A 21,474-nucleotide genomic window follows, 5' to 3' on the forward strand; every position below is an offset into this window, starting at 1 on the left:
TGACGATAGGATTATATCGAACCCAATCCTAACTTCTTGCTAAAGAAGTATTTATTAAGCGACCATTCTGGGCGCACCAGCATAGATATTCGTTGTATCAACGGATACATGTCCCAACCAATTCCTAATCGTAATTATGTCCACACCTGACATCAGCAGATGAGTGCCAGTTGTATGGCGAATAGTGTACGGAGTCACTCTCTTTTTCAAGATGTCATGGAAAGCAGGATTCTTTGCCACTTGTTTTACGTACTTTGTTACCATTTCATAAATACCAAACCTAGTTATCGGCTGGTTCATTCTATTGAGAAAAACATTTTCGTTCCCATCTCTTCCTTTTATAAGAGTTTTCAGGGCTTCTGCTGTTTTTTGCCATAATGGGCAATGTCTTTCTTTATTTCCTTTACCGATAATATATGCAATTGATGTGTCGACTGGACGGGATGCAAGATGTAGGTCTTTGATTTTTAAATTTGCGATTTCGTCCGCTCTAGCCCCAGTATTGTACATATAAGTCAATATCACATAATCTCTCCATCCTTGTTGGGTGTTTTTGTTCGGAGCATCAAGTAATGCATCCATTTCTTCCTTTTCAAGGTATGTAACCAATTTTGGGGATGCCAATTTTGTAGGTATGATGCCGATTGAGTGCGACCATTCAACAAGTTCCGGGTTATGTTGACCAACGAACTTGGCGAAAACATGTATAGCTGCAAGTCGTTGATTCCGAGTGGAGATAGAACAGTTGCGCACTTTTTCCAAATCATTCAAAAAATCATAAACATAGTCGCTGGATAAATCCAATATTAAAAGATTGTCAACTTTCTTCTTGCATTTTTTCGCAATAAATGGTAGCAGCAGACGAAATGTGTCACGATAGCTAACCTGTGTGTTCCTTGACAGGTTTAAAACGGATACCATATGCTCACAAATAAATCTGCGAAGCCAAAATCCCAAATAGGATGTTCTGTCATTCTTGTTCATAATTATATTATTTATTGGTGAAGTCTTCAAACAATCGGTTTGCTTCTTCAAGCAAGTCGTCAGTCATAGTTATATACACTGCGGTATGTTCCAATTTAGCGTGTCCCATATAAATAGAAAGAATCGGGAGTAGTGTTTGAACGTTTTTCTCCTCTTTGTACCACTTCGTAATACGATTTACGGCAAATGTACGACAGAGAGAATGAATATGTGGCTGATGCTTACGGTCAGCTTCACGTTTAATTCCAGATTTTTCTCTTATTCTCATAAAGATATTATCCATGGTACTAATCAGGAGAGGCTGACTCTTCCGGTTTAATAGTAAAAAATCTTCATTACTACACGGCATGCCTACAAAAAATACATGAGCCTGTAACCGGAAGGTCTGTACGTTCGGAAAAAGGGATGGGGCAGTTTGATGCCTGAGGACTTGACGGCTCTGCTTTCCCGCTTCACAAGGAATGGAATTGCAACCAGCAGGAAAGTAACGTCAATTATAGGATTCTATATGTTTTTCTATGATTTCATAAGTTTGTCAAATCAGGAACCAATGCAGCAGCGCAAAACGAAATATTTCCAAGTATGCTCCAAATCCATTGTCATGCTGCAGATATAGCCAGATTTTGTACAGAAAACAAAGTGTATATTGGTTTTCAGTATAAAACATAAGACAGTAAATTGTTGAATTACAGAAAAATACGGAGATTTATGACAATTGAGTGCTTATTGTAAAAAAATAAAATCATGCTTTTAGGTATTGCGCGGGAAGGCAGGCATGGGTAAAAAAACGAGAGCCTACCATTATTTGGATAGGCTCTCGAAAAAAAAACTACTCGTTTCAGCGATGGCAATTATTTATAGAAACGAACTTCCGGTATAATTACGTTCTTAGAACTTCCCTTCGTGAAATTATCCAATACCAATACCTTCAGGAATTTCACCTTGACCGGACCAAAGAATACCACTTCCCAAGGGGTATAAGATGTGGGCATAGCCCCTGTATTGACAGCAACACCGATGCGAGTGAGATGATTTTCATCTTCACCACCCCATAGTTCTACCTTGGAGCAGCTAAGTGACCAGTCTCCCCATTCTGAAAACGGAGTAACCGTCATACCTACCATAGATTGTTCATCGTGAAACTGTACCCGAAACTCGTTCTTCCCTTCATATTGAGAATAGAACATAATGTAAGAGTAGCTATCATTCACCCCATCACTTAAGTCCTGAGTCGGGCTCCATTCACCATAAGAACTTTGCAGCACATCATAATCAGTTACCGGAATCATGGTCTTTCCCTGCAGATTTCCGCCGGCATGGATATTGGAGACCTCTTTAGTTACTTTCCACACATACATATCATATCCCGACACAATATCCACGCCATCATTGGATACCAGTGACAAAGCCAATATCCCATTACCTGAAAAAGTCTTGAGTGATTGAGACTCTTTATCCAGCGAGAAAGAAAAGGCTTCACGGCTTACTTGTTCACCTTTATAGACGGTCACTTTCTGCATGGTAAAAGACAAGGCATCCTCACCCAGCAAAAACGTTTCTTCATCTTCCGGTTGGTATTTCGTTCGATCTACTTCCAGTGAGAAAGTGAGATCCTGCGTGGCCGCATGGGTGAGCTGCACCTTGAGTTCCACAGACTGATCTTCACCGTTCAACGCTCCACCAGATCCAAGTTGCAGCAAATGGCTCTGCATGGTATTCTTGGGATAGAAACAATAATTGTCGATATAAGCCTTCACGGCATGCATACTTTCATCTTCCGGGAAAAGCGCACTTCCCACTTTCGGTTCGTTTTCACAAGACATCAATCCGGACAACAAGAAAAGAAAGGCTATTGATAAAATAGTATTTAATTTAATAAAATTCATGATTTTCATATTTAGGTATGTAATTGGTTATTTATTGGCGTTCAGCTGAACATCCGGAACCCAACGTACCGGTGAAGTGCACCAGCCCTTGTTGCCATGTCCGGTGAAATCAGCAAATTCGTCCCCCTGTCCTTCGTTGAACTTGAAATAGGCAAACAAACCATCTGCATGAGGATCAGTGGCATACTGATTATTGGCTATTTCACGCTGAGACAAGGCACGTCTCCAGAGTCGGAACTCGCTCATCTGGACATCTGCTTTCAGGTAATCCGTATTCCCGATTTTACATTTATTCTTGCCCAGATTAGTCACCTTTCCGGAAGTATCTTTTGAGTTATCCAGCTTCCCATTCACATAGAGATGTATTTTACTACCCGTACATACCCATGCCACATGGTACCATTTGTTCTCTTCAAACTGCATCTTGCTGTCCATCACAATGCCTTGGGTCTTTATCTGCAGACGGTTCCCCTCAATCATCGCGTCACCGAAACGTGTATAGATTTGTCCGTCTTCTTCACCCAACTTACTGGACCCGTCAAACAAGGCCTGATTATTCAATTCTCCGACCTTCTGGCCCAATTTGTTCATGTGGACACAAAATTCAAGCGTCCATTCGCTCATAGACAAGTCTTCTGCCAATTCAAAATAAGCATTGGTAGTGGCATTGAACACTGGAATCGAAGTCACAATAGCAGGATCAAGCAGATACACAATGTTTCCACCCGCCTGAAGCACTTGCGATTCGCCATCCTTACTGCGTAGCGTCAAAGCAACAGCATATTTATTCCCGCTATCCTTCATTTCCTGTGTCAACGGCAAAATATTCAGTTCTACCGCTTCCGAAATCGACTGTCCCTGCTTCACTTCCACATGACTGCCTACCAGTGAATATTGTTCAGACGAGAGAAACTTATATGCCGTAAAATTGGTTTTATTATACTCTTCCAGCAAAGCAGCATCCTCCACCAGTTCAAACTTCATATCTTTGGCGGCAGGATCAGACATTCTCACATTCAGATTAACTTTCACGGGCTCCTGGTCAATAAAAATCTTCAATGCCGTGTTGGGATTTGCATTGGTCTGTGAAACAAAGGCCTGATTCCGCAGGATTGTATATTCAGCATCATCACAACCTGTCAAAAATGTTGTGGCAAGCGCCAGACCTATCATTATTGATTTGATATGATTCTTCTTCATTTTGTAGTTAGTTAAAGGTTATTTTATACTTGGATTTTGTAGTTGGATTGCCTTGCGCAGAGCCGGATACGTATCAGTGCCTTGTGCGCTCACTCTGTATTCATATTCCATATGGTAAGTACCTACCCCACCTTTGCGATACTGAGCTCCATCCAACGACGGATTCCACAGGGCAAAACCTGAAAGCGAATTAACGGTGGTGCCGTCCGGCAAATGAAAATCCGCTCCACCAGTTTTTGCCCAATCCTCAAAGTTCTCACAAACAATGATTTTACGGGCAATTTCATCTACCGCTGCTTCCTCCTTGAAATGCTGGTATTGCTTTGCAAAACGCGTATCCAAACGACTGTTGTCTTGTATGAAGTGAGTAGTATAGGTCTGCAACACCAAGTAATCGAAATGAGAGAATAAATGAGCAGGAAGCGCATCTGGTTCACCATCCACCAAAAACATTCTGCCTGTTCCCGATTGAGGTCCTACCCGTTTCGCCATGGTTTCAACAAATTTCTGAATAACCTGTTTATCATTCTGCCACAGTTCTTTATCAGTTGGAAATGGATGATTCATACTCGGCTCTGCATCCATATCAAATCCATCATATCCATATTTATCGATAGTATCACAAATGGCGTTGGCAAATTTCTCTACTGCCGCCAACCGGTTTTCCAACTTATAATCCCAGCCCCAGTACTTATGTCTCCATTCCTTGTCAGTCGTACCATTATCCATCTCTTCCTTCGGCATAGGCGGAGTAATCTGATCACCGATATCAAGCACCAGAAAACAAACCAACACCTTGGTACCCTTCTTTTTCTGCACATAACGCAAATCATCCATCATGGCAGGCGTAGGATTTTTCCAGTTGCCCCAGAGCGACACAAAATCCACACTGTCCGGCAAACCCTTCAATGAATTCTCGTATGAAGCTCCCGTACCTGTCCAGTTACCATAATAACCGAATGCCACCGGATGTTCAGTGTTTTTATAAGCACGCAAACGTTCATAATAAGCCTCATCTTTCACAGAAGATATTAAATCGGCAGGATCTTTGATTTCAGTATCCAGCCAGTCATCACAGGCAGTCAGTGCGAAAGACAGTCCAAATAGTCCTAATATATATGTAAAGAGTCTTTTCATTTTCTTTCTTGTTTTACGGTTACACATCGATTCTTAAGTTTATTTCTGCCACCACATCTTGGCTGCATAATCATCTTTACCGCCCAGCATTTCCACCGCCTTGCGATAATTCTCCTTATTATTACCGGTTATTTCTCTCGGATCGAGCGGAACCCGGTTGGGCACCTGCAGATTATAGCCGCTGGTGGCCTGCATCACCGGGAACACCTTCGGATAACCTGTACGACGGATTTCGTTCCATCCCTCTTGCCCGTCAGGAAACAGGGCAATCCACTTCTGCACAATGAGACGTTCCATCTTTTCAGCTTCCGAAGCATGGTTATCCCACTGAATCGTAATGGTGCTGACCGGTGCATGCGGTTCACCAAATCCGCCCGGAGCATCGGTATAAGACTGCTGAGTGCTGTTTGCATCAGTCAGATACCAATCCACTTGATTGCCCACACCCCACTGTTCGAACGACAAACGAATGGCCTTTTCATACAAATCTTTGGGAGTGCCGCCCATGTTCCACCCTTTCAAAGCACCTTCAGCCCGACAGAAAGTCATCTCAGCAGCCGTCATCCAAACACCCTTGGTGGCAGGTTCAACCTTTGCAGCAGAATAAAGACGCATAGCTTGATCCTTGTTGGTTACATTTGCACCCGCACGACAACCTATAATTTCTCTACCTCCCCAATTTTCGGGAGCTTGGAAATAGCAACGGATACGCGGATCATTGAAACCGCTCATGTAGCTTTCCAAATCTGCACAAGCCCGGCTGTCACCCCAATCCACCGAAGTCTTATACTGCCCGTTGGGCACATATACAATCATGCAATTGTCCTCATTGGTTTCCAACACACCAGCCCGATAAGCCTCCTCAGCTATCTGCTGGGCATCCGCACTCACCGCACTCATTCGGATCGCCATCCGCAATTTCAAGGAATTGGCAAACTTCACCCATTGTTTCATTTTCCCCTGATACACATGGTCAGCTTCTGCTTTGAGTACCAGACTCGGATTGGTTTCCAACAGCGGATTGATAATATCAAGCGCCTGGTTCAGTGTCTTAATCAGATGATTATAAATAGTTTCCTGTGAAGAATAAGCATTGGCATCCTCTTCAATACCGATGGGCAAAGGTCCATACGTGTCGGTAAAGCGAAGCATCAGCTGTGCACGCAAAATTAATGCAAGCCCATACATCGGACCAGACTCCTGCGTCAGGTAAGCCACCGAATTGAAAGAAGAAACAGCCGGTGCAAACACATCCCTCCAGGGCACAATCTTCCAATCATCCGGTGCATTGAAACAAGTATAGTTCTTCACGGAAAAAGAAGCTTTGGCATACGTCATATAACGTCCCAGATAGTTTCCTATTAAATCTTCCGTATTTTGATACAGGTTTTCCTGTTCTGGAAATGCAAAGTTCTGCAATTCAGTAATGAAGGAAGATACCGCATAATCATCTCTTCCCAGTTCCTCTAAAGACGTTTCGTGTCCGGGGCGGTTTGCCTCTTCAAAATTTGCCGTACAGGAGTTCATGCCCAACATAAATCCCGACATCAGCAGCCAAGTTCTCACGATATGCATATTTTTCATTGTCATCACAAGGTTAAAAGTTAGAGTTTCAGTTTAATGTTAAATCCCACAGTACGCAAACTGGGCTGCATAAAATAGTCAAATCCCTGATAATACGTACCCGTTGATGCCGTAGATTCCGGATCGAATGGTGCCTTTCTATAAATCATAAACAGATTATTGGCCGTAAGTCCGATGGAAAGTTCCTTACCAAACAGCCATTTCTTAGGGAACGTATATCCGATGTGAGCCTCTTGCAGACGGACATTCGTGGCGCTGTAGATGTATTCTGACCAAATCGGATTATCACCTCCCACCACAGCATAATAACCTTCAGCAGAAATCTTACCGGTATTGACGACAATACCGCCGTTGTCACGGCTCTCTGCACTGGCCTTAGACACACCATATTCATCGAGGATGGCTTGCGTCTGCGACATACAGATACCTCCCAGACGAGCCGTAATGACAAATCCCAGGTTGAAACCTTTCCAGGAGAAATCGTTTGAGAAGCCGATGTTCCCCTTCGGCAACACAGATCCACGGTATTGTGGATTGGCTAGGTTGGTCTGCATCACATTGCCGTTGGCATCCAGTGCAATATTTCCTTCCGCATCCCGCTTGAAGTCGGTATAGGTGTAGATATCTCCCATTGTTCCGCCCTTCTTCAGCACCACGCCACAACCACTCAAACCAGCCTGACGCACTACTTCGTTCGGATTTTCGAGCAGTTCGATAATCTTATTGCGGTTCATACTGTAGGTCAGTGTAGAATTCCAGGTAAACTGATTCCATGTTTTATTATATCCTACCGAAAGTTCCAGCCCGCGGTTCCGGATATTTCCGGTCTGAATATATTCTTTGTTAAAGCCAGCCGCTCCAGAAGTAACATCCCGAAGCAAAGTCTGCTTCTTCGTATTTGACTGATAGAAAGTCAAATCCACAGTAAAAGCATTATTGAACAGTCGTGCCGTCACACCAGCTTCCCATGAATCGGTACGTTCCGGATAAAACTTCTGCGGAAATTTATAAGTCACCGTCTTATAAGTGCCTGAAGCAGGATTATACTCGTAGCGCCAGGCAGATGACAAATTAGGTTCGATGGCAGAACCTACTGATGCCCAAGAACCACGTACTTTCAAATAGTTGATGACCTGCGGAAGCTTACACATTTCAGTAACAATGGTCGACAAGCCAACAGACGGATAAAAGAAAGAAGACTGTGCCGTGCCGTGCAAGGCAGAATCCCAATCATTACGTCCGGTAAGTGTCAGATAAAGCATGCTTTTATATCCTAATTCAGCACTGATGAACAAGGAGTTGATATAATGCTTGTACTGTTCAAAAATCGGACGGTTATCGTTCGTAGCATTTCCATAATCAATGGCATTGGGGGTGAAGACATTGGATGGTGCTTTCAGGCCACCTTGAAATCCACTGACATGGTAGCTCAAACGTGACATCGAAGCTCCCAAATTAGATGAAATACTAAAATCTCCCAAAGTCTTGTTGATGTTCAGCATTATATCACCATATAAAGTCTGGTCGTTGATTTTATCGTATCCATAAAACCCGTAATCAGAAGGAGCAAACAACTTCAGAGTGGATGCAAAACGCTTGTCTTCCTGCAATGTATAAGCATCATCCCAGCGTAAACGTCCAGTTACATTCAACCAGTCCAGAATATCATATTTCAGACTTCCGCTGACCATATAACGACTGCGCTTGTTGGTACGGTTCATACGGTGAGCCACCCAATACGGATTCTGCATCTTGAGTGCATCCCCATAATTCCAGTTCTGCACATAAATTTTGCGCACCGGATCATACACTTCAAACATACGAATAGCATCAAAACTTTCACCTCTCGGGAATAAGTACAACGAAGTCAGCGGATTAAACCATTGCCCCTGTGCCGTGAGGTTCTTGTCACGCTCCAGAATGTAATTAAAGCTAAAATCAAAATGCATCCGGTCGTTCAGGAAAGAAGTCGTATTGCGGAAAGCAAAATTATAGCGGTCGTAGGTATTGTTCGGAATAATACCTTTGGCATTGGTGGTACCTAACGATAAATAGGTCTGATTTTTATCAGTACCCGTAGTCAACGACACATTATTCTGTATATTGGTACCCATATTGAAGAAATTCTCCGGGTCATATGCCCCAAATGCCGATTCAGCCTTGTCACCCCAAGACTTCACTTCACCCGGACGGTTAATGTAGCTGTGCTGAAACTCCGGCATAACAAAAGGCTTGGCAAACTGCGTACTGTTGGAAATTTGGACCGAAACTTTTCCTTCCTTCCCTTTTTTGGTGGTAATCATAATCACCCCCTGAGCAGCAGCTGATCCGTACAACGCTGCTGCAGCAGGACCACTCAACACCGAGATTGACTCAATGTCTTCCGGATTGATATCCGCAATACCTTCAGAACCTGGCTGATTGGCATACATCATGGCATCTCCCTTCAGTTCTCCCTGACTTCTGCCCGTCACTGGAATACCATCGATTACATACAAAGCCTGATTGCTTTGGCTGATGGATTTCGGACCACGCATCACCACACGGGTCGCACCACCCATACCTGCCGAAGAAGCATTGATGTTCACACCGGCTACTTTACCCGATAGCGAATTCATGAAGTTGGCGCTTTTCACCGTAGTGATGGCTTCATTTCCAACCTTCTGCACATTATAGCTCAAAGCCTTTTCCGAACGCTTGATGCCCAAAGCAGTAACCACTACTTCACCCAATTCCTGCGCACTGTCGTCCAATGTAACATTCAGTTTATTATCGGTTACACCGACTTCCTTTGACTGATAGCCCACGTAAGAAAACACCAGTACCGGATGAACAGTCTGCGTGGTGATTTTATAATTTCCGTCAAAATCTGTCACTGTACCATTATTGGTTCCTTTTTCAACCACCGTTACTCCAATCAGAGGTTCTCCGCCTTTATCAGAGATAACACCTGAAATATTCCGAGGTTTTCCCTTTTCATTCCGAGCATTCTCCGGAATAATCATTATGTAATTATTCTTTACCACATAGGTAAAACCTGTATCCTTTAATATAATCTGCAGAGCTTCTTCTATGGATTTGTCTTTAATATCAAGATTCAGCTTGCGTGTGGGAAGTTGAGTATCATTATAGGAAACAGACATTTTGGTTTGTTCACGCACAGACATCAATGCTTCCCGAAGCGTAATGTTCTTTTTTATGATGGAAATTTTACTACTTTGTTGCGCATAAACGACAGAGGCAAACAGTAGCATGCAAATAAATAAAATACTTTTTTGAATGTTTTTCAGATATAAATTCATATCTTAGTGATGTTTTTAGTGTTAAATTCAAGAGTGTCTATCACAGATAGGATGAAAACCGGTTCGCATAGGAGTTCATCCTGAATATTACTAAAATCATTTCATATCCGGACAAGGGTGGTGCCTTTCCGGGTATTTTTACACATAAGCAGAAAGATTTAAAGTTAACAATAAGGTTTCAAAAGTTTGTTACCAGTAGATGTAACACGCATGATTTTTCAGCTGATACTCAAAGGGACCCACGACCACCTGCATCACTTCCAGCACCTCACGTATATCGGCATCTTCATTAAAGACAAAATTATATAAGTCTTTGTTAGATTTTCCCCCAGAAACATGGAAGGCCATTCCAAAATGCCTTTCCAATGTCCGGACAATTTCACTGACAGTAGCCTTGGTAAGTATAATCTGTCCTCGTTGCCAGGCTGTTACATCCTGCACACTGACAGGTTGCATCGTGCCCGAGTGACTGATTTTGTTATAGACCAACTGATTGCCCGGGTTCAGCACATAACTCAACGTATCGTTGCAATCTACCCGCACCTTTCCCTCTATTAAAGAAGCGATGAGCAATTCATCCTCCAGATATGCCTTTACATTGAACTCGGTTCCCAGGGCAGTAACATCCATATTCCCCGCTCGAACAATAAAAGGCTTCTTCGGATTCTTCACCACCTTGAAAGTGGCTTCCCCCGCCAGATAGACGGTCCGGGTCTTTCCTTCCAGATTCTCCGGATAATAGATATGAGAATCAGCATTCAGGCATACCTGTGTACCATCAGGTAGCAAAAAGTTCTTCCGTTCACCGGCAAAGGCATATTGTTCGGTCATGACTGCATTATCTTTATCAAACAATGCATAGCTTAACCAGAACGTAACAGCTGACGACAGAATCACTCCGACCATCACGGCAGCAGCCAGCCTCCATCTCCACTGACGGTTGAACCGGTCAGGTATGCGTACATAATCAAGCCCGAGCTTATCAAGCACCTGCATGAACGGGCGCTCCGTATCCATGTGCGAATCCGCTTTCGTCTTTGTCCATAGTTCACGAAGCGCTGTATCTTTTTCTTCCTGTCTATTTTCATCCGCCAACCAACGATGCACACGGTCAACCGTCGGCTTCGAATAGTCGGAACGGAAGAACAGATTCAGTATCTTATTTAAATAGTTGTTGCTCATTTTTGCTATAAAAATCAATTGCTTTTATATAAGAGACAACTTGCCTGCCCAGCCTACTTAGTGCAAATAGAAAAAAAGAAGAAAAAAAATGATTTTTTTCAAATCCTGCAGCGCTTTATAAATATGATGTTCCACCGTACGCACTGAAATGTTCAGTTTCTGGGCTATTTCAAAAGAAGACAACCCCTGTTCTCTACTCATCCAGAAAATATTCCTGCGCTGTTCTGGCATACGTCCTACGGTCAAGTGAATAAGAAGTTCCAGTTCCTTGAGCTGCAGGTCATCATCCGGAGTGGGCAAACCCAGTTCTTCCCATTCCATCTTTTGAGCGGCTGCTTCCTTATAATTCTCCTCCACATTTTTATGCTTCAGCAGATTATAGATATGATTACGAACAACGGTATATAGATAACTGTCCAACTTATCACGTTCTTCCCACACCTCCGGATTTTCCCACAGTTTCACAAAGATATCCTGCGCCACATCTTCTGCATCTTCTTCTGATTTGAGCAGCTGCCAGGCAAACGTCTTTACCTTCGGATAATTCTTATTGAAGAAATCTCTAAAGCGCAATGTCCTATTTTCCAATGGAATAATCATGTTTCAGTCACATCAATTAGATTTATAGATTTCAGTTAACTCTTATTCGGCGATAAAGTAACGGCAAATTATTCAATTATCCAATAACCAACCGGAATACTTTTGAAAGCACATCATAAAATCCCTGTTCAAGTTGCAGAGCAGATTTCACTGCCGGTATTCCTCCACCCGAATCAAAGCCGAAGAATAGCTTTTGAAAATCGTATGAAAGTCGATTTCAATCAGATAAAAACAACCATTTCTCTGCCTGATTTCCTGCTGGAGCTGGGATGGAAAATCGTGGAAGGCTCTTCCAACTCTTGTCCCAAAATGAGCAACGGAACGCATACCATCGTCATCAAGCGGAACTCACAGAACCAATATACCTATTGGGACGTGCATAGCGACAGCGTGCGTGGCCGAAGCATCATGGATCTGATGCAGGAACATCTATTTGAAACAACCGGAAAAATGCCAACCTTGCGCGAGGTGGGAGAGATCCTTCAGAACTACATCAACACCAACCGCATCACGACACCCGAAAAAAGCCGGTATGAAGTCGGTAACACAAGCATGGGAACGGACGAACTGCATTTCTACCTACGCCAACTGCAAACTTACAAAGGAAACTATCTCTCAAAAAGAGGTATCTTGAAAGAAAGCATCGAAAGCCGGTTCTTCAAAGACACTTTCTTTATCCGTGAAGTAAAGAACAAAGGGAGTGTTTACCGAAACGTGTGTATCAAGATGTACAATGAAAACGGTGTACAAGCCATTTCACAGCGGAATGAGGCGTTCAAGGGTATTCTCGGTGGCAAGTTCGACTGTCTGGCGACCAGCAACCATGACAAAAACCGCCCGATAGACATTCTATACATCGGGGAGTCATTTATCGACTGTATCTCCCACTATCAGCTATGCCATTCCGGAAGCGACCTCAATCTCGTATATGTATCTACGGAAGGGACATTCACGGAAGGACAAATGAGGCTATTACGCCTGATTCTTGACAAGAACCAGGTAAAGGAGCTTCGGAGCATCTTTGACAACGACAAGCAAGGACACAAATACACCCTATGGCTGCATCGTTACTTTCATGGCGATACGACTGATGTCGAAAGCCTGAGCAACGATGAACTCCGCAACAAGGTACAGGAACTGAAGAACATCGAACTTTCGGAAAACAAGGATTGGAACGATGATTTGAAAGTCTCGTGTGGTATCTATACCTCCACGGATGGCGGCCAGTAACCTCATAGATTTGCTCAATCACATAAATACAACAACCGGTGAACTACCGCTAAACTAAAGATTTAGAAAAGTTTTGGACGACAAAAATTGACAGAACCGACCCTTTTGGGTCGGCTCCTTTGCCAATGAATCCTGTTACTGCGAAAGTATTCTCAATCTTTTTCATATCGAATTGCTTTTAGAAGTTATTAAATTATTTTTACGCTGCGGTAAAAAGTAGATGCAGATAAAGGATGCACCAAGGATAGCGCATCAATACGCTTTATTTTTGGCGAAGACAAAACCAAAGGCCTGATAAAGGAAGATTGAAGCGGCTACGCCATTGGTCAAGACTGCCAAGGCGTTCCTGACTGCACACTATCTTTGCAACGGGAAAATGATGATGGCTTCGTTGGAAAAGCAATGATGAAAAATGAGAACCAAATGGAGGGAACAGCAGGCAAAAGTTCGTGTCCACTCTCCGGTACAGGAATTGAAGCACCTTCCCGGACAGCCACGAAAAACGGAGAGACCGGACTTTTCCAATGTCGCTTATCGAGGCAGCAAAAACAGAACGGCATTCATTCAAAGTGTACTGTCGAAGAGGGTCGTTTCAATCCGAATGGAGCAAGGACAGAACACACAGCTGAGGGTGGCTGCTGTATCCGCACCAGAAAAAGAGGGAGTGAAAAAATGGCTATAGGGAAAGGCAGAAGCCTGATCAGACAGAAAAGCCGGATGCTTTTCGCATGAATGGACGGATGTAAAAAAGGAAACGGCGCAGCCAAAAGAGAAATTATAAAAGGAAGGGCGGCAAGGCTGAAATGGATAGTTCCATTCCAGCCGGTAGCCAATATCTGTTGGCTGATTAAAACTCAACCAGCATGATACGGTGCTTGAAGACCTGGGCTTTGTCACTCGGACGTCTTTGACAAACCCAAAGGTGATGGGCACCATATCCATAGGTAAAATACTCATGAAGAGGAGTCTTCTCTTCCAACTGCCTCATGCTTTCACGCAGCTCCGTTTCATCGGTAGAAAAGAGAATTGTATTGATGATTCGGAAATAGAGGTCGGTCACCTCCTCGGAGTAAGGGCAAAAGCTGTGTTCAATCGTCACTTTCATGTTTTCGATATTTATGGTACTTCTATAATATCTTCAATGCGCCCATACAGAACGGAACGCAATGAAGTTTTGTCAACTGCATAGTATTCGGCAACATGTCCGTATTGCTTTACGAAATAGCGTTTGATAACATCCGAAAAGTCAAAACAATACCCCATCAAGGCTATGCCACGTTTGAAGTGGCAGCACTCTTGCAGGCTTCGTGTAAGCCAGTTCTTTTCGGAACGGCTCAATTTGCCGCCATTATTAAGACGTTCCCGTAACTTGTAAACCTTGCTGTCTTTCAGCTTCTCCAATTCGGGGACATCCCACTGTACGAATTTACTTGCTATCTGTTTCATTGCTGTTGTCTTGTTTAATCATTGATAATCACTTCATCTTTGTATTCTTCTATTTCTTTGCCGCTGGTGAGACGGACAATGACGGTATTGCCATAATCTCCGATAATGGTGCCTTCTGTGTACCCTCTGTAGGGAGTAAACAACGTGCAAGGCAACCCGATAATTTCGCTGTCTTCCTCGTAAAACATAATCGTATGATTTTAGGGTTATAACTTAACGTTCCACTTGCCTTGTGAGAATATCCTGAAGCTGACATAATCACTATCAAACTCATAGGACAGAATCTTGATATAGACTTTGTCCTTGTTTGCCAGGGATGCTATCAATTTGCTGATTTCTTCTTCGGGGTATTCCCAACGTGAGGAAAATTCCGCATCAATGCAATCGTTCTGACGATTGACATAACCGTTGAATGTGCCGTCCAGAAACGCCTCTATCGTATTGAGGTCTTTTGAGCACTCTGTTCTTGCGTAGAAGATGTTTGTTGCATAGTTCGCCATAATCCTAAATTTTAAGTTCTTATATTCCCTCCTGTAGCATTTCATCTACTTTCGGGCTTGATAAATTATGTCGCCACAAAAGGTGGCATGGCTCTTTATGCAAGGTTTTCAGACCAAATACTACCTCAGTGAAACCGAGTGTGGAGATTTTGTCTGAAACCATCAGGCAATGACCTTGCATACAAGAAAGACATGGCAAGTACCTTTGCGACACAATTTTCATCAGCCAGACCGGAAGTTGGTATGCGAAATGCCGGGAGAAACATAAGAGATGATTGCATGCAAAGGGTGTAATGGGAATGTAAAAAGGAGTTGCAGCCAAAAGAGAAAGACAAGGGAGACCTTCGAGAGAGTAAAATGGGAAAAGGATGGATGGTCGGGAAGTGAGCTGTAAATCCAGTTTAGTTTGGTTTGTTAGCCTTATATATATGCTAAACTAAATTAAACTAAATATAGGCAGTCATATTTGGCTGCCTGCATAAAAAGAATTACATTTGTAGAAATGATGCAACTTTAGAGGATGACGGGCTTGCACTTTTCTCTTTTGGCTGCAAAAAAACATCAGTGCAAGCCTTAATCTGATTTGTAAACCCAGGGAACAAAAATCAAATAGAGCAGCTTGAATTTTCACTCCAAAGGCAAGCAACTGCAAGCAAAGAAACAGAGTGCAAAAGAAAAAACAGGAAAATGGATAAAATTCACTTTTTGTTTCTGATTTGTTTCTTAATTCAATTACATAATTTTATAAGATACTAAATATCAACAATTTAATTACTTCTGTTTTGACCAAGTAATATTATTTCCAATATCATATAAAAATAACGGTTCAATAAAGAATAAAAATCAGTCAATTCCCCTTTTATACCACCAAAAACTCTTTAATTTGATCAAAAAGAAGAGAATTTATTGTTTTTTGAACGGCAAATTTCCTTTATTCTCTTTTAATTCCCCTTTCTTTGCAATATCCTTTTAATAGAATTTATATCTAATAACTAACTATATTTTTATACCATGAACATGAAAAAGAATTTTCTAACAATGCTGCTTGCATTGGCTTTATGCGGTTCGACTTTTGCTCAATGGAAACCTGCCGGTGACAAAATCAAAACATCGTGGGGAGAACAGCTTGACCCTAAAAACGTATTGCCGGAATATCCGCGTCCTATCATGGAGCGCAACGACTGGAAAAACCTGAACGGGCTTTGGAAATATGCAATCACTCCCAAAGGTACTCCTGCACCTGCTGCTTACCAAGGCGATATTCTTGTTCCTTTTGCCGTAGAATCGTCTTTATCAGGCGTAGGCAAAATGATAAACGAGAAAGAAGAACTGTGGTACCAACGTACTTTCGACGTTCCTTCTGCCTGGCGTGGTAAGCAAATCCTGTTGCATTTCGGTGCGGTAGACTGGAAAGCAGAAGTTTGGGTGAATGATGTAAAAGTAGGCGAACACACAGGTGGATTCACTCCTTTCTATTTCGATATTACTTCTGTACTTAATAAAGGGAATAATGACTTAGTAGTAAAAGTATGGGACCCTTCAGATCGTGGCGAACAACCCAGAGGAAAGCAAATAGCAAATCCTCATGGCATTTGGTACACTCCGGTTACAGGTATCTGGCAAACAGTGTGGTTGGAACCGGTAGCAACACAATACATCACTAATCTGAAAACTACTCCTGATATTGACAATAATTCTGTTAAGGTAGAAGTTGCTGCCAATACGACCTCTGCAGACAAAGTAGAAGTAAAAGTATTCGATGGCAAGAACCTTGTAGCCAAAGGTGCAGCGTTGAACGGAGTACCTGTTGAACTAGCAATGCCTACTAATGCTAAACTGTGGTCTCCGGACTCTCCTTTCCTCTACAACATGGAAGTGACTCTGTATAAAGACGGAAAAGCAATAGACCAGGTAAAGAGTTATACGGCTATGCGTAAATATTCTATCCGCAAAGGTCAGAATGGCATCACTCGCCTGCAATTGAACAACAAAGACTATTTCCAGTTCGGTCCGCTCGACCAGGGATGGTGGCCTGACGGTTTGTATACTGCACCGACAGATGAAGCATTGGTTTATGACTTGAAGAAGACGAAAGACTTCGGCTACAACATGGTACGTAAGCACGTCAAAGTAGAACCTGCACGCTGGTACACTCATTGCGACCAATTAGGATTGATTGTATGGCAAGATATGCCGAACGGTGGTCCTAGCCCACAGTGGCAGGCACGCAACTACTTTAACGGCAGAGAAGTGATTCGTTCCGCTGCTTCGGAGGCTAACTACCGCAAAGAGTGGAAAGAAATCATCGACTGTCTGTATTCTTATCCGAGTATCGCCGTATGGGTTCCTTTCAATGAAGCATGGGGACAATTCAAGACTCCGGAAATCGTAGCATGGACTAAAGAATACGATCCTAGCCGCCTGGTGAATCCTGCCAGTGGTGGTAATCACTATACTTGTGGCGATATTCTCGACCTTCACCACTATCCGGGCCCGAACATGTTCCTTTACGATCCGAGACGCGCTACCGTATTGGGTGAATATGGAGGTATCGGCTTGGTAGTAGAAGGAAACACTTGGGTGAATGACAAGAAAAACTGGGGTTATGTGAAGTTCAATACATCGGACGAAGTAACGAACGAATACATTAAGTATGGCAAACATCTGTTGGAATTGATCCAGAAAGGATTCTCTGCTGCCGTATATACCCAGACAACAGACGTAGAAGGTGAAATCAACGGTCTGATGACTTATGACCGTAAAGTTATCAAGATGAATGAAGCTAAAGTCAGAGAAATCAACCAACAGATCTGTAACTCTCTGAATAAATAGGAAATAGCAAATTAAATAAATACTCTTTTCCTTGTTGAATATCAAGACAGCACCTTTGAATTTTTAAATTCGAGGTGCTGTATTTTCATTTATAATAAGAAAGCTCTCCCATTGTCATCAGTCAGAGAGCAATGTTTCATTTAAAGGAGATTTTTATGAACAGCAAGCATATCTTCTTATCCACCTTAGTCGGTCCCTTAGTAATTCCGTCACTCAATGCAGCCGAAACCAACAGACCCAACATACTATTTGTCATTTCTGACGACCAGTCTTACCCGCACGCATCGGCCTATGGTTCACCCATAGCTAAAACACCGGCATTTGATTTTGTAGCCCGTAACGGCTGGTTATTCAACAATGCGTTCGTTACTTCTCCTGGAAGCAGCCCTTCGCGAGCTTCTATCTTAACCGGACTTTATCCCTGGCAAATAGCAGAAGCAGGCACTCATGCTTCCTCCTTCCCTGCCGAATATAAATGCTTTCCTGATATTTTGGCGGAAGCAGGTTATCATGTTGGCTGCACAGGGAAAGGATGGGGCCCCGGCGACTGGAAAATATCGGGACGAAAGCATAACCCTGCAGGTCCGGAATACAATAAAAGACACATTCAACCTCCTTTCAAAGGAGTGTCCAATACCGATTATTATCAAAACTTTAAAGAATTTCTCCACGCCAGAAAGGAGAAACAGCCTTTCTATTTCTGGGTCGGTTCACGTGAGCCGCATCGTCCTTATGAAAAGAATAGCTGGAAAAAAGCCAATAGAAAACTGGCCGATGCAAAAGTTCCTTCTTTTCTTCCCGATAAGGAGGCCATAAAAGGAGATTTATTAGACTATGGAACGGAAATAGAATGGTATGACAGCCAATTATCCCGTATCCTTGACACATTGAAAGAAGAGGGCGAATTAGAAAATACCCTGATTATTGTCATGGCAGACAATGGAATGCCTTTCCCCGCAGCCAAAGCAACTTGTTTTGAATATGGTATCCATATTCCAATGGCTATATGCTGGATAGGTAAGATTAACGAAGGAGGTATCAGCGATGAATTTGTAAGTGGCGTCGATTTGGCCCCAACGATCCTTGATGCAGTCGGTATACCAAATAAAGGGCAAATGGCAGGTATCAGCCTACTACCCTATCTTCAGAAAAAGAGAAAAGACACAGGAAGAACGATGGTTTTTGCAGGAAGAGAACGTCATGCTTCTGCGCGATATAATAATTGGGGATATCCGAGCCGTGCATTAAGAACAAAAGATTTTCTTTATATCAGAAACTTCCGTCCGGAGAGATGGCCAGCAGGTGACCCTTGCGCTATTGATAAAAAAGGGAAACTAGAAGCAATGCATAGTGCTTATTACGACATAGACCAATGTCCGGCATGGGACTTCATTGTCAGCAACAGAGATGACAGAGAAATATATCCTTATTTTCTGAAAGCAGCAGGGAAACGACCTTATGAAGAATTGTATAATGTATCTACCGATCCCGGTTGCCTTCATAATTTAGTTGGAAATGGTAAATGCACCGAAAAGCTAAATAATCTCCGTAAAGAAATGGACAAATTACTTAAAAAGACCAAAGATACACGCTACTTAGATGATCCGACTCAAGATGACATCTGGGAAACTTATCCGCGTTTGAGTGGAGCAATGCGTACCTTCCCAGCACCTTTGCTCACTGACTGACATCATTCAGGCACGAATTACACGGATTAATAGGGACAAGTTTATTCTCTTTCCGTAAGATCCGTGTAATCCATGCCTACTAGTAAAAAAGTATACAGTATATTATATTCCCTCCTCTTCCTGCATGAAGATCTTTACCTGATTCCAACTATTCTTCGTATCATTCGATACTTTTTCACCAGGAGTAGAACGGCCATTCTCTACATATTGCTTCATAGCCCGTTTCATTTCTTTCACCTCATTTTCGTAACGCTTATCACCGATAATATTTTCTTTTTCCGAAGGATCTTTCACGATATCAAACAATTGCATCGGAGGGAACTTCGCCACATCAGCAGGTTTGACAGGATAAGAAAAGCCACCCGAACCTCCGTAGAACACCAATTTCAGTTGGGAAGTACGCAAAGACAAATACCCCTCTCCCGCTTCGTGCACCAAGTCTTTACGCGCAGAAGCACCTTTCTTACTCAATATCGGCCACATACTGTAACTGTCAACAGCTTCTTCTGTCTCCAAATTGTGGTTAAGCATTTGGGCAAAAGTGGCATAAAAGTCTATCAATGAGACTAAAGAATTGTTTGTCTCTTTCCCATATTTTCCTTTCCAGGAGACAATAAGGGGAATTCTGTGTCCACCTTCGTAAATATCGCTTTTGTAGCCTCTGTAGATGTAACTAGGAAAATGTCCTTTCTTTTCCATATCTTTCACGCCGATATAACCGGCACACCCATTATCCGAAGCAAAGACAATGATGGTATTATCCAGTTGCTTGTTCTTCTTCAATGTTTTTACGATTTGGCGCACCATGTCGTCTATCATGACTACGAAATCGCCATAAGGACCGATACTGGTTTTGCCCTGAAACTCTTTCGAAGGCAATATAGGGGTGTGAGGAGCAGTAATAGGCAAATATAAAAAGAATGGTTTCTTGCTGTCTTTCTGCTCATTGATGTAGTTCAGGCTATGACGGATGATGTTGGGAAAACATTCTTCCGGTTTGAAATCGGCCCCTGCCAATCCTCCGTGCATCAGTAAAGCCAGATTCTTCTTTTGGGGTTCTATCACATGATCGGGGATGGAGGTCACTTCATCATTCTCTACATATACATAAGGAGAAATATCCAATGATGCCGGTATGCCGAAATAGTAATTAAATCCTCTGTCGGTAGGTCCGTTTTTGATCGGAAGCGAGAAATCTATATCTTTCATGCTTCTGCCATTTCCTGTATATCCCCAACTCCAGCCCAAATGCCATTTGCCAATACAAGCAGTATTATATCCATTGGCAGAAAACATCTGTGCGATTGTGCAACGTTCAGGATCAATCATTGCAGGCGAATCGCCATCAAGACCACCTCGTTTCAGCTTAGTTCGCCACGGATATCTTCCGGTCAGAAGAGAATATCTGGAAGGAGTGGATAAAGCGGAAGAAGCATGGGCATCCGTAAAGGCAATCCCGTGCTCGGCCAGTTTGTCAATGTTAGGAGTATGGATTTTAGATTCGGGATTAAAGGCCGAGATGTCTCCATAACCCAAATCATCCGCCAATATAAATACAATATTGGGCGTTTGCGCTTTTACAGCAGCAGCTGTAAGAAGTGCAGAGGAGATTGTGATTAGTTTATTCATATATTGAATGTATTAAAGCTATAGTTTATGTATGATATAACCTATCTCTTCATGTTTTCCAACCGACATGCCCGGATTATCTGACTGCAGGGCAGACGCATTAAAAATTATTGTTCTGTAAAAGTTGTGACAAATATTTTTCATCCCATCCGGCTTTTAGTCTTTTCAGATTCATACTTCCTTTTGTTGTTTTATCCTTCTTTAGTATGGTAAGTGCCATCTTTGTTGCCACCGAAAAGTTTCTGGCTGCATTTTTCACCTTTTTACTGTAGTC

The 21,474-nt window shown here is 42.7% G+C and carries 18 protein-coding genes; 4 read left to right on the plus strand and 14 right to left on the minus strand.

The features are described 5' to 3' along the window. Window positions 1–54 precede the first annotated feature (54 nt). From LPH68_RS22210 to LPH68_RS22250, 9 genes are all read right to left on the minus strand, one after another. On the minus strand, window positions 55–984 hold the full coding sequence (locus LPH68_RS22210) for a tyrosine-type recombinase/integrase (RefSeq protein ID WP_230297139.1): 930 nt from the start codon (window positions 982–984) through the stop codon (window positions 55–57). Window positions 985–991: 7 nt separating this feature from the next. Beyond that, on the minus strand, window positions 992–1,252 hold the full coding sequence (locus LPH68_RS22215; protein WP_230297140.1) for a hypothetical protein: 261 nt from the start codon (window positions 1,250–1,252) through the stop codon (window positions 992–994). A 583-nt stretch (window positions 1,253–1,835) separates the two neighbouring features. Continuing rightward, on the minus strand, window positions 1,836–2,870 hold the full coding sequence (locus LPH68_RS22220; RefSeq protein ID WP_230297141.1) for a DUF1735 domain-containing protein: 1,035 nt from the start codon (window positions 2,868–2,870) through the stop codon (window positions 1,836–1,838). A 27-nt stretch (window positions 2,871–2,897) separates the two neighbouring features. Beyond that, entirely contained in the window at window positions 2,898–4,070 is a 1,173-nt protein-coding gene (locus LPH68_RS22225; RefSeq protein WP_230297142.1) for a DUF1735 and LamG domain-containing protein, read from the minus strand. Window positions 4,071–4,088: 18 nt separating this feature from the next. Continuing rightward, a complete protein-coding gene (locus tag LPH68_RS22230) occupies window positions 4,089–5,207 on the minus strand; it encodes a glycoside hydrolase family 18 (RefSeq protein WP_230297143.1) in 1,119 nt (372 codons plus the stop codon). 39 nt (window positions 5,208–5,246) lie between these two features. After that, complete coding sequence (locus tag LPH68_RS22235) at window positions 5,247–6,791, minus strand: SusD/RagB family nutrient-binding outer membrane lipoprotein (RefSeq protein WP_287647401.1); 1,545 nt, start codon at window positions 6,789–6,791, stop codon at window positions 5,247–5,249. Window positions 6,792–6,811: 20 nt separating this feature from the next. Next, complete coding sequence (locus tag LPH68_RS22240; protein WP_230297144.1) at window positions 6,812–10,093, minus strand: SusC/RagA family TonB-linked outer membrane protein; 3,282 nt, start codon at window positions 10,091–10,093, stop codon at window positions 6,812–6,814. A 189-nt stretch (window positions 10,094–10,282) separates the two neighbouring features. Further along, window positions 10,283–11,275: a FecR family protein gene (locus LPH68_RS22245; RefSeq protein WP_230297145.1), complete on the minus strand. Its 993-nt coding sequence runs from the start codon at window positions 11,273–11,275 to the stop codon at window positions 10,283–10,285. A 57-nt stretch (window positions 11,276–11,332) separates the two neighbouring features. Next, a complete protein-coding gene (locus LPH68_RS22250; RefSeq protein ID WP_230297146.1) occupies window positions 11,333–11,875 on the minus strand; it encodes an RNA polymerase sigma-70 factor in 543 nt (180 codons plus the stop codon). Between the two features lie 204 nt (window positions 11,876–12,079). Here LPH68_RS22250 and LPH68_RS22255 point away from each other — a divergent pair, with 204 nt between their 5' ends. Next, a complete protein-coding gene (locus LPH68_RS22255; RefSeq protein ID WP_230297147.1) occupies window positions 12,080–13,105 on the plus strand; it encodes a toprim domain-containing protein in 1,026 nt (341 codons plus the stop codon). Window positions 13,106–13,517: 412 nt separating this feature from the next. Beyond that, window positions 13,518–13,787 (plus strand): hypothetical protein, encoded by a 270-nt coding sequence (locus tag LPH68_RS22260; protein ID WP_230297148.1) that lies wholly within the window; start codon window positions 13,518–13,520, stop codon window positions 13,785–13,787. Window positions 13,788–13,952: 165 nt separating this feature from the next. Here LPH68_RS22260 and LPH68_RS22265 read toward each other — a convergent pair whose 3' ends face one another. Genes LPH68_RS22265 through LPH68_RS22280 form a run of 4 tightly spaced genes read right to left on the minus strand, consistent with a single transcriptional unit; the run spans window position 13,953 to window position 15,051 of the window. Then, window positions 13,953–14,210, minus strand: coding sequence for a hypothetical protein (locus tag LPH68_RS22265; protein WP_230297149.1), 258 nt, complete (start codon window positions 14,208–14,210; stop codon window positions 13,953–13,955). An 11-nt stretch (window positions 14,211–14,221) separates the two neighbouring features. Continuing rightward, the gene (locus LPH68_RS22270; protein WP_230297150.1) at window positions 14,222–14,551 is read right to left on the minus strand and encodes a molybdenum ABC transporter ATP-binding protein; all 330 of its coding nucleotides are present in this window, start codon (window positions 14,549–14,551) and stop codon (window positions 14,222–14,224) included. Between the two features lie 14 nt (window positions 14,552–14,565). Continuing rightward, a complete protein-coding gene (locus LPH68_RS22275; protein WP_230297152.1) occupies window positions 14,566–14,742 on the minus strand; it encodes a ribonuclease P in 177 nt (58 codons plus the stop codon). A gap of 15 nt (window positions 14,743–14,757) precedes the next feature. Beyond that, window positions 14,758–15,051 (minus strand): hypothetical protein, encoded by a 294-nt coding sequence (locus LPH68_RS22280; protein WP_191857953.1) that lies wholly within the window; start codon window positions 15,049–15,051, stop codon window positions 14,758–14,760. 1,017 nt (window positions 15,052–16,068) lie between these two features. Between LPH68_RS22280 and LPH68_RS22285 the strand changes: the two genes are divergently transcribed. Both LPH68_RS22285 and LPH68_RS22290 read left to right on the plus strand, forming a co-directional pair. After that, window positions 16,069–17,883 carry a glycoside hydrolase family 2 protein gene (locus tag LPH68_RS22285; RefSeq protein WP_151923638.1) on the plus strand — a complete coding sequence of 605 codons (1,815 nt, stop codon included), beginning with the start codon at window positions 16,069–16,071 and terminating at the stop codon, window positions 17,881–17,883. A gap of 131 nt (window positions 17,884–18,014) precedes the next feature. Further along, window positions 18,015–19,571, plus strand: coding sequence for a sulfatase (locus LPH68_RS22290; RefSeq protein ID WP_074638330.1), 1,557 nt, complete (start codon window positions 18,015–18,017; stop codon window positions 19,569–19,571). 102 nt (window positions 19,572–19,673) lie between these two features. Here LPH68_RS22290 and LPH68_RS22295 read toward each other — a convergent pair whose 3' ends face one another. Next, window positions 19,674–21,200, minus strand: coding sequence for a sulfatase-like hydrolase/transferase (locus LPH68_RS22295; RefSeq protein WP_074638331.1), 1,527 nt, complete (start codon window positions 21,198–21,200; stop codon window positions 19,674–19,676). Between the last annotated feature and the right edge of the window lie 274 nt (window positions 21,201–21,474).

It is taken from the genome of Bacteroides sp. 1_1_30, assembly GCF_020982715.1.
GTDB classification, from domain to species: Bacteria; Bacteroidota; Bacteroidia; order Bacteroidales; family Bacteroidaceae; genus Bacteroides; species Bacteroides xylanisolvens.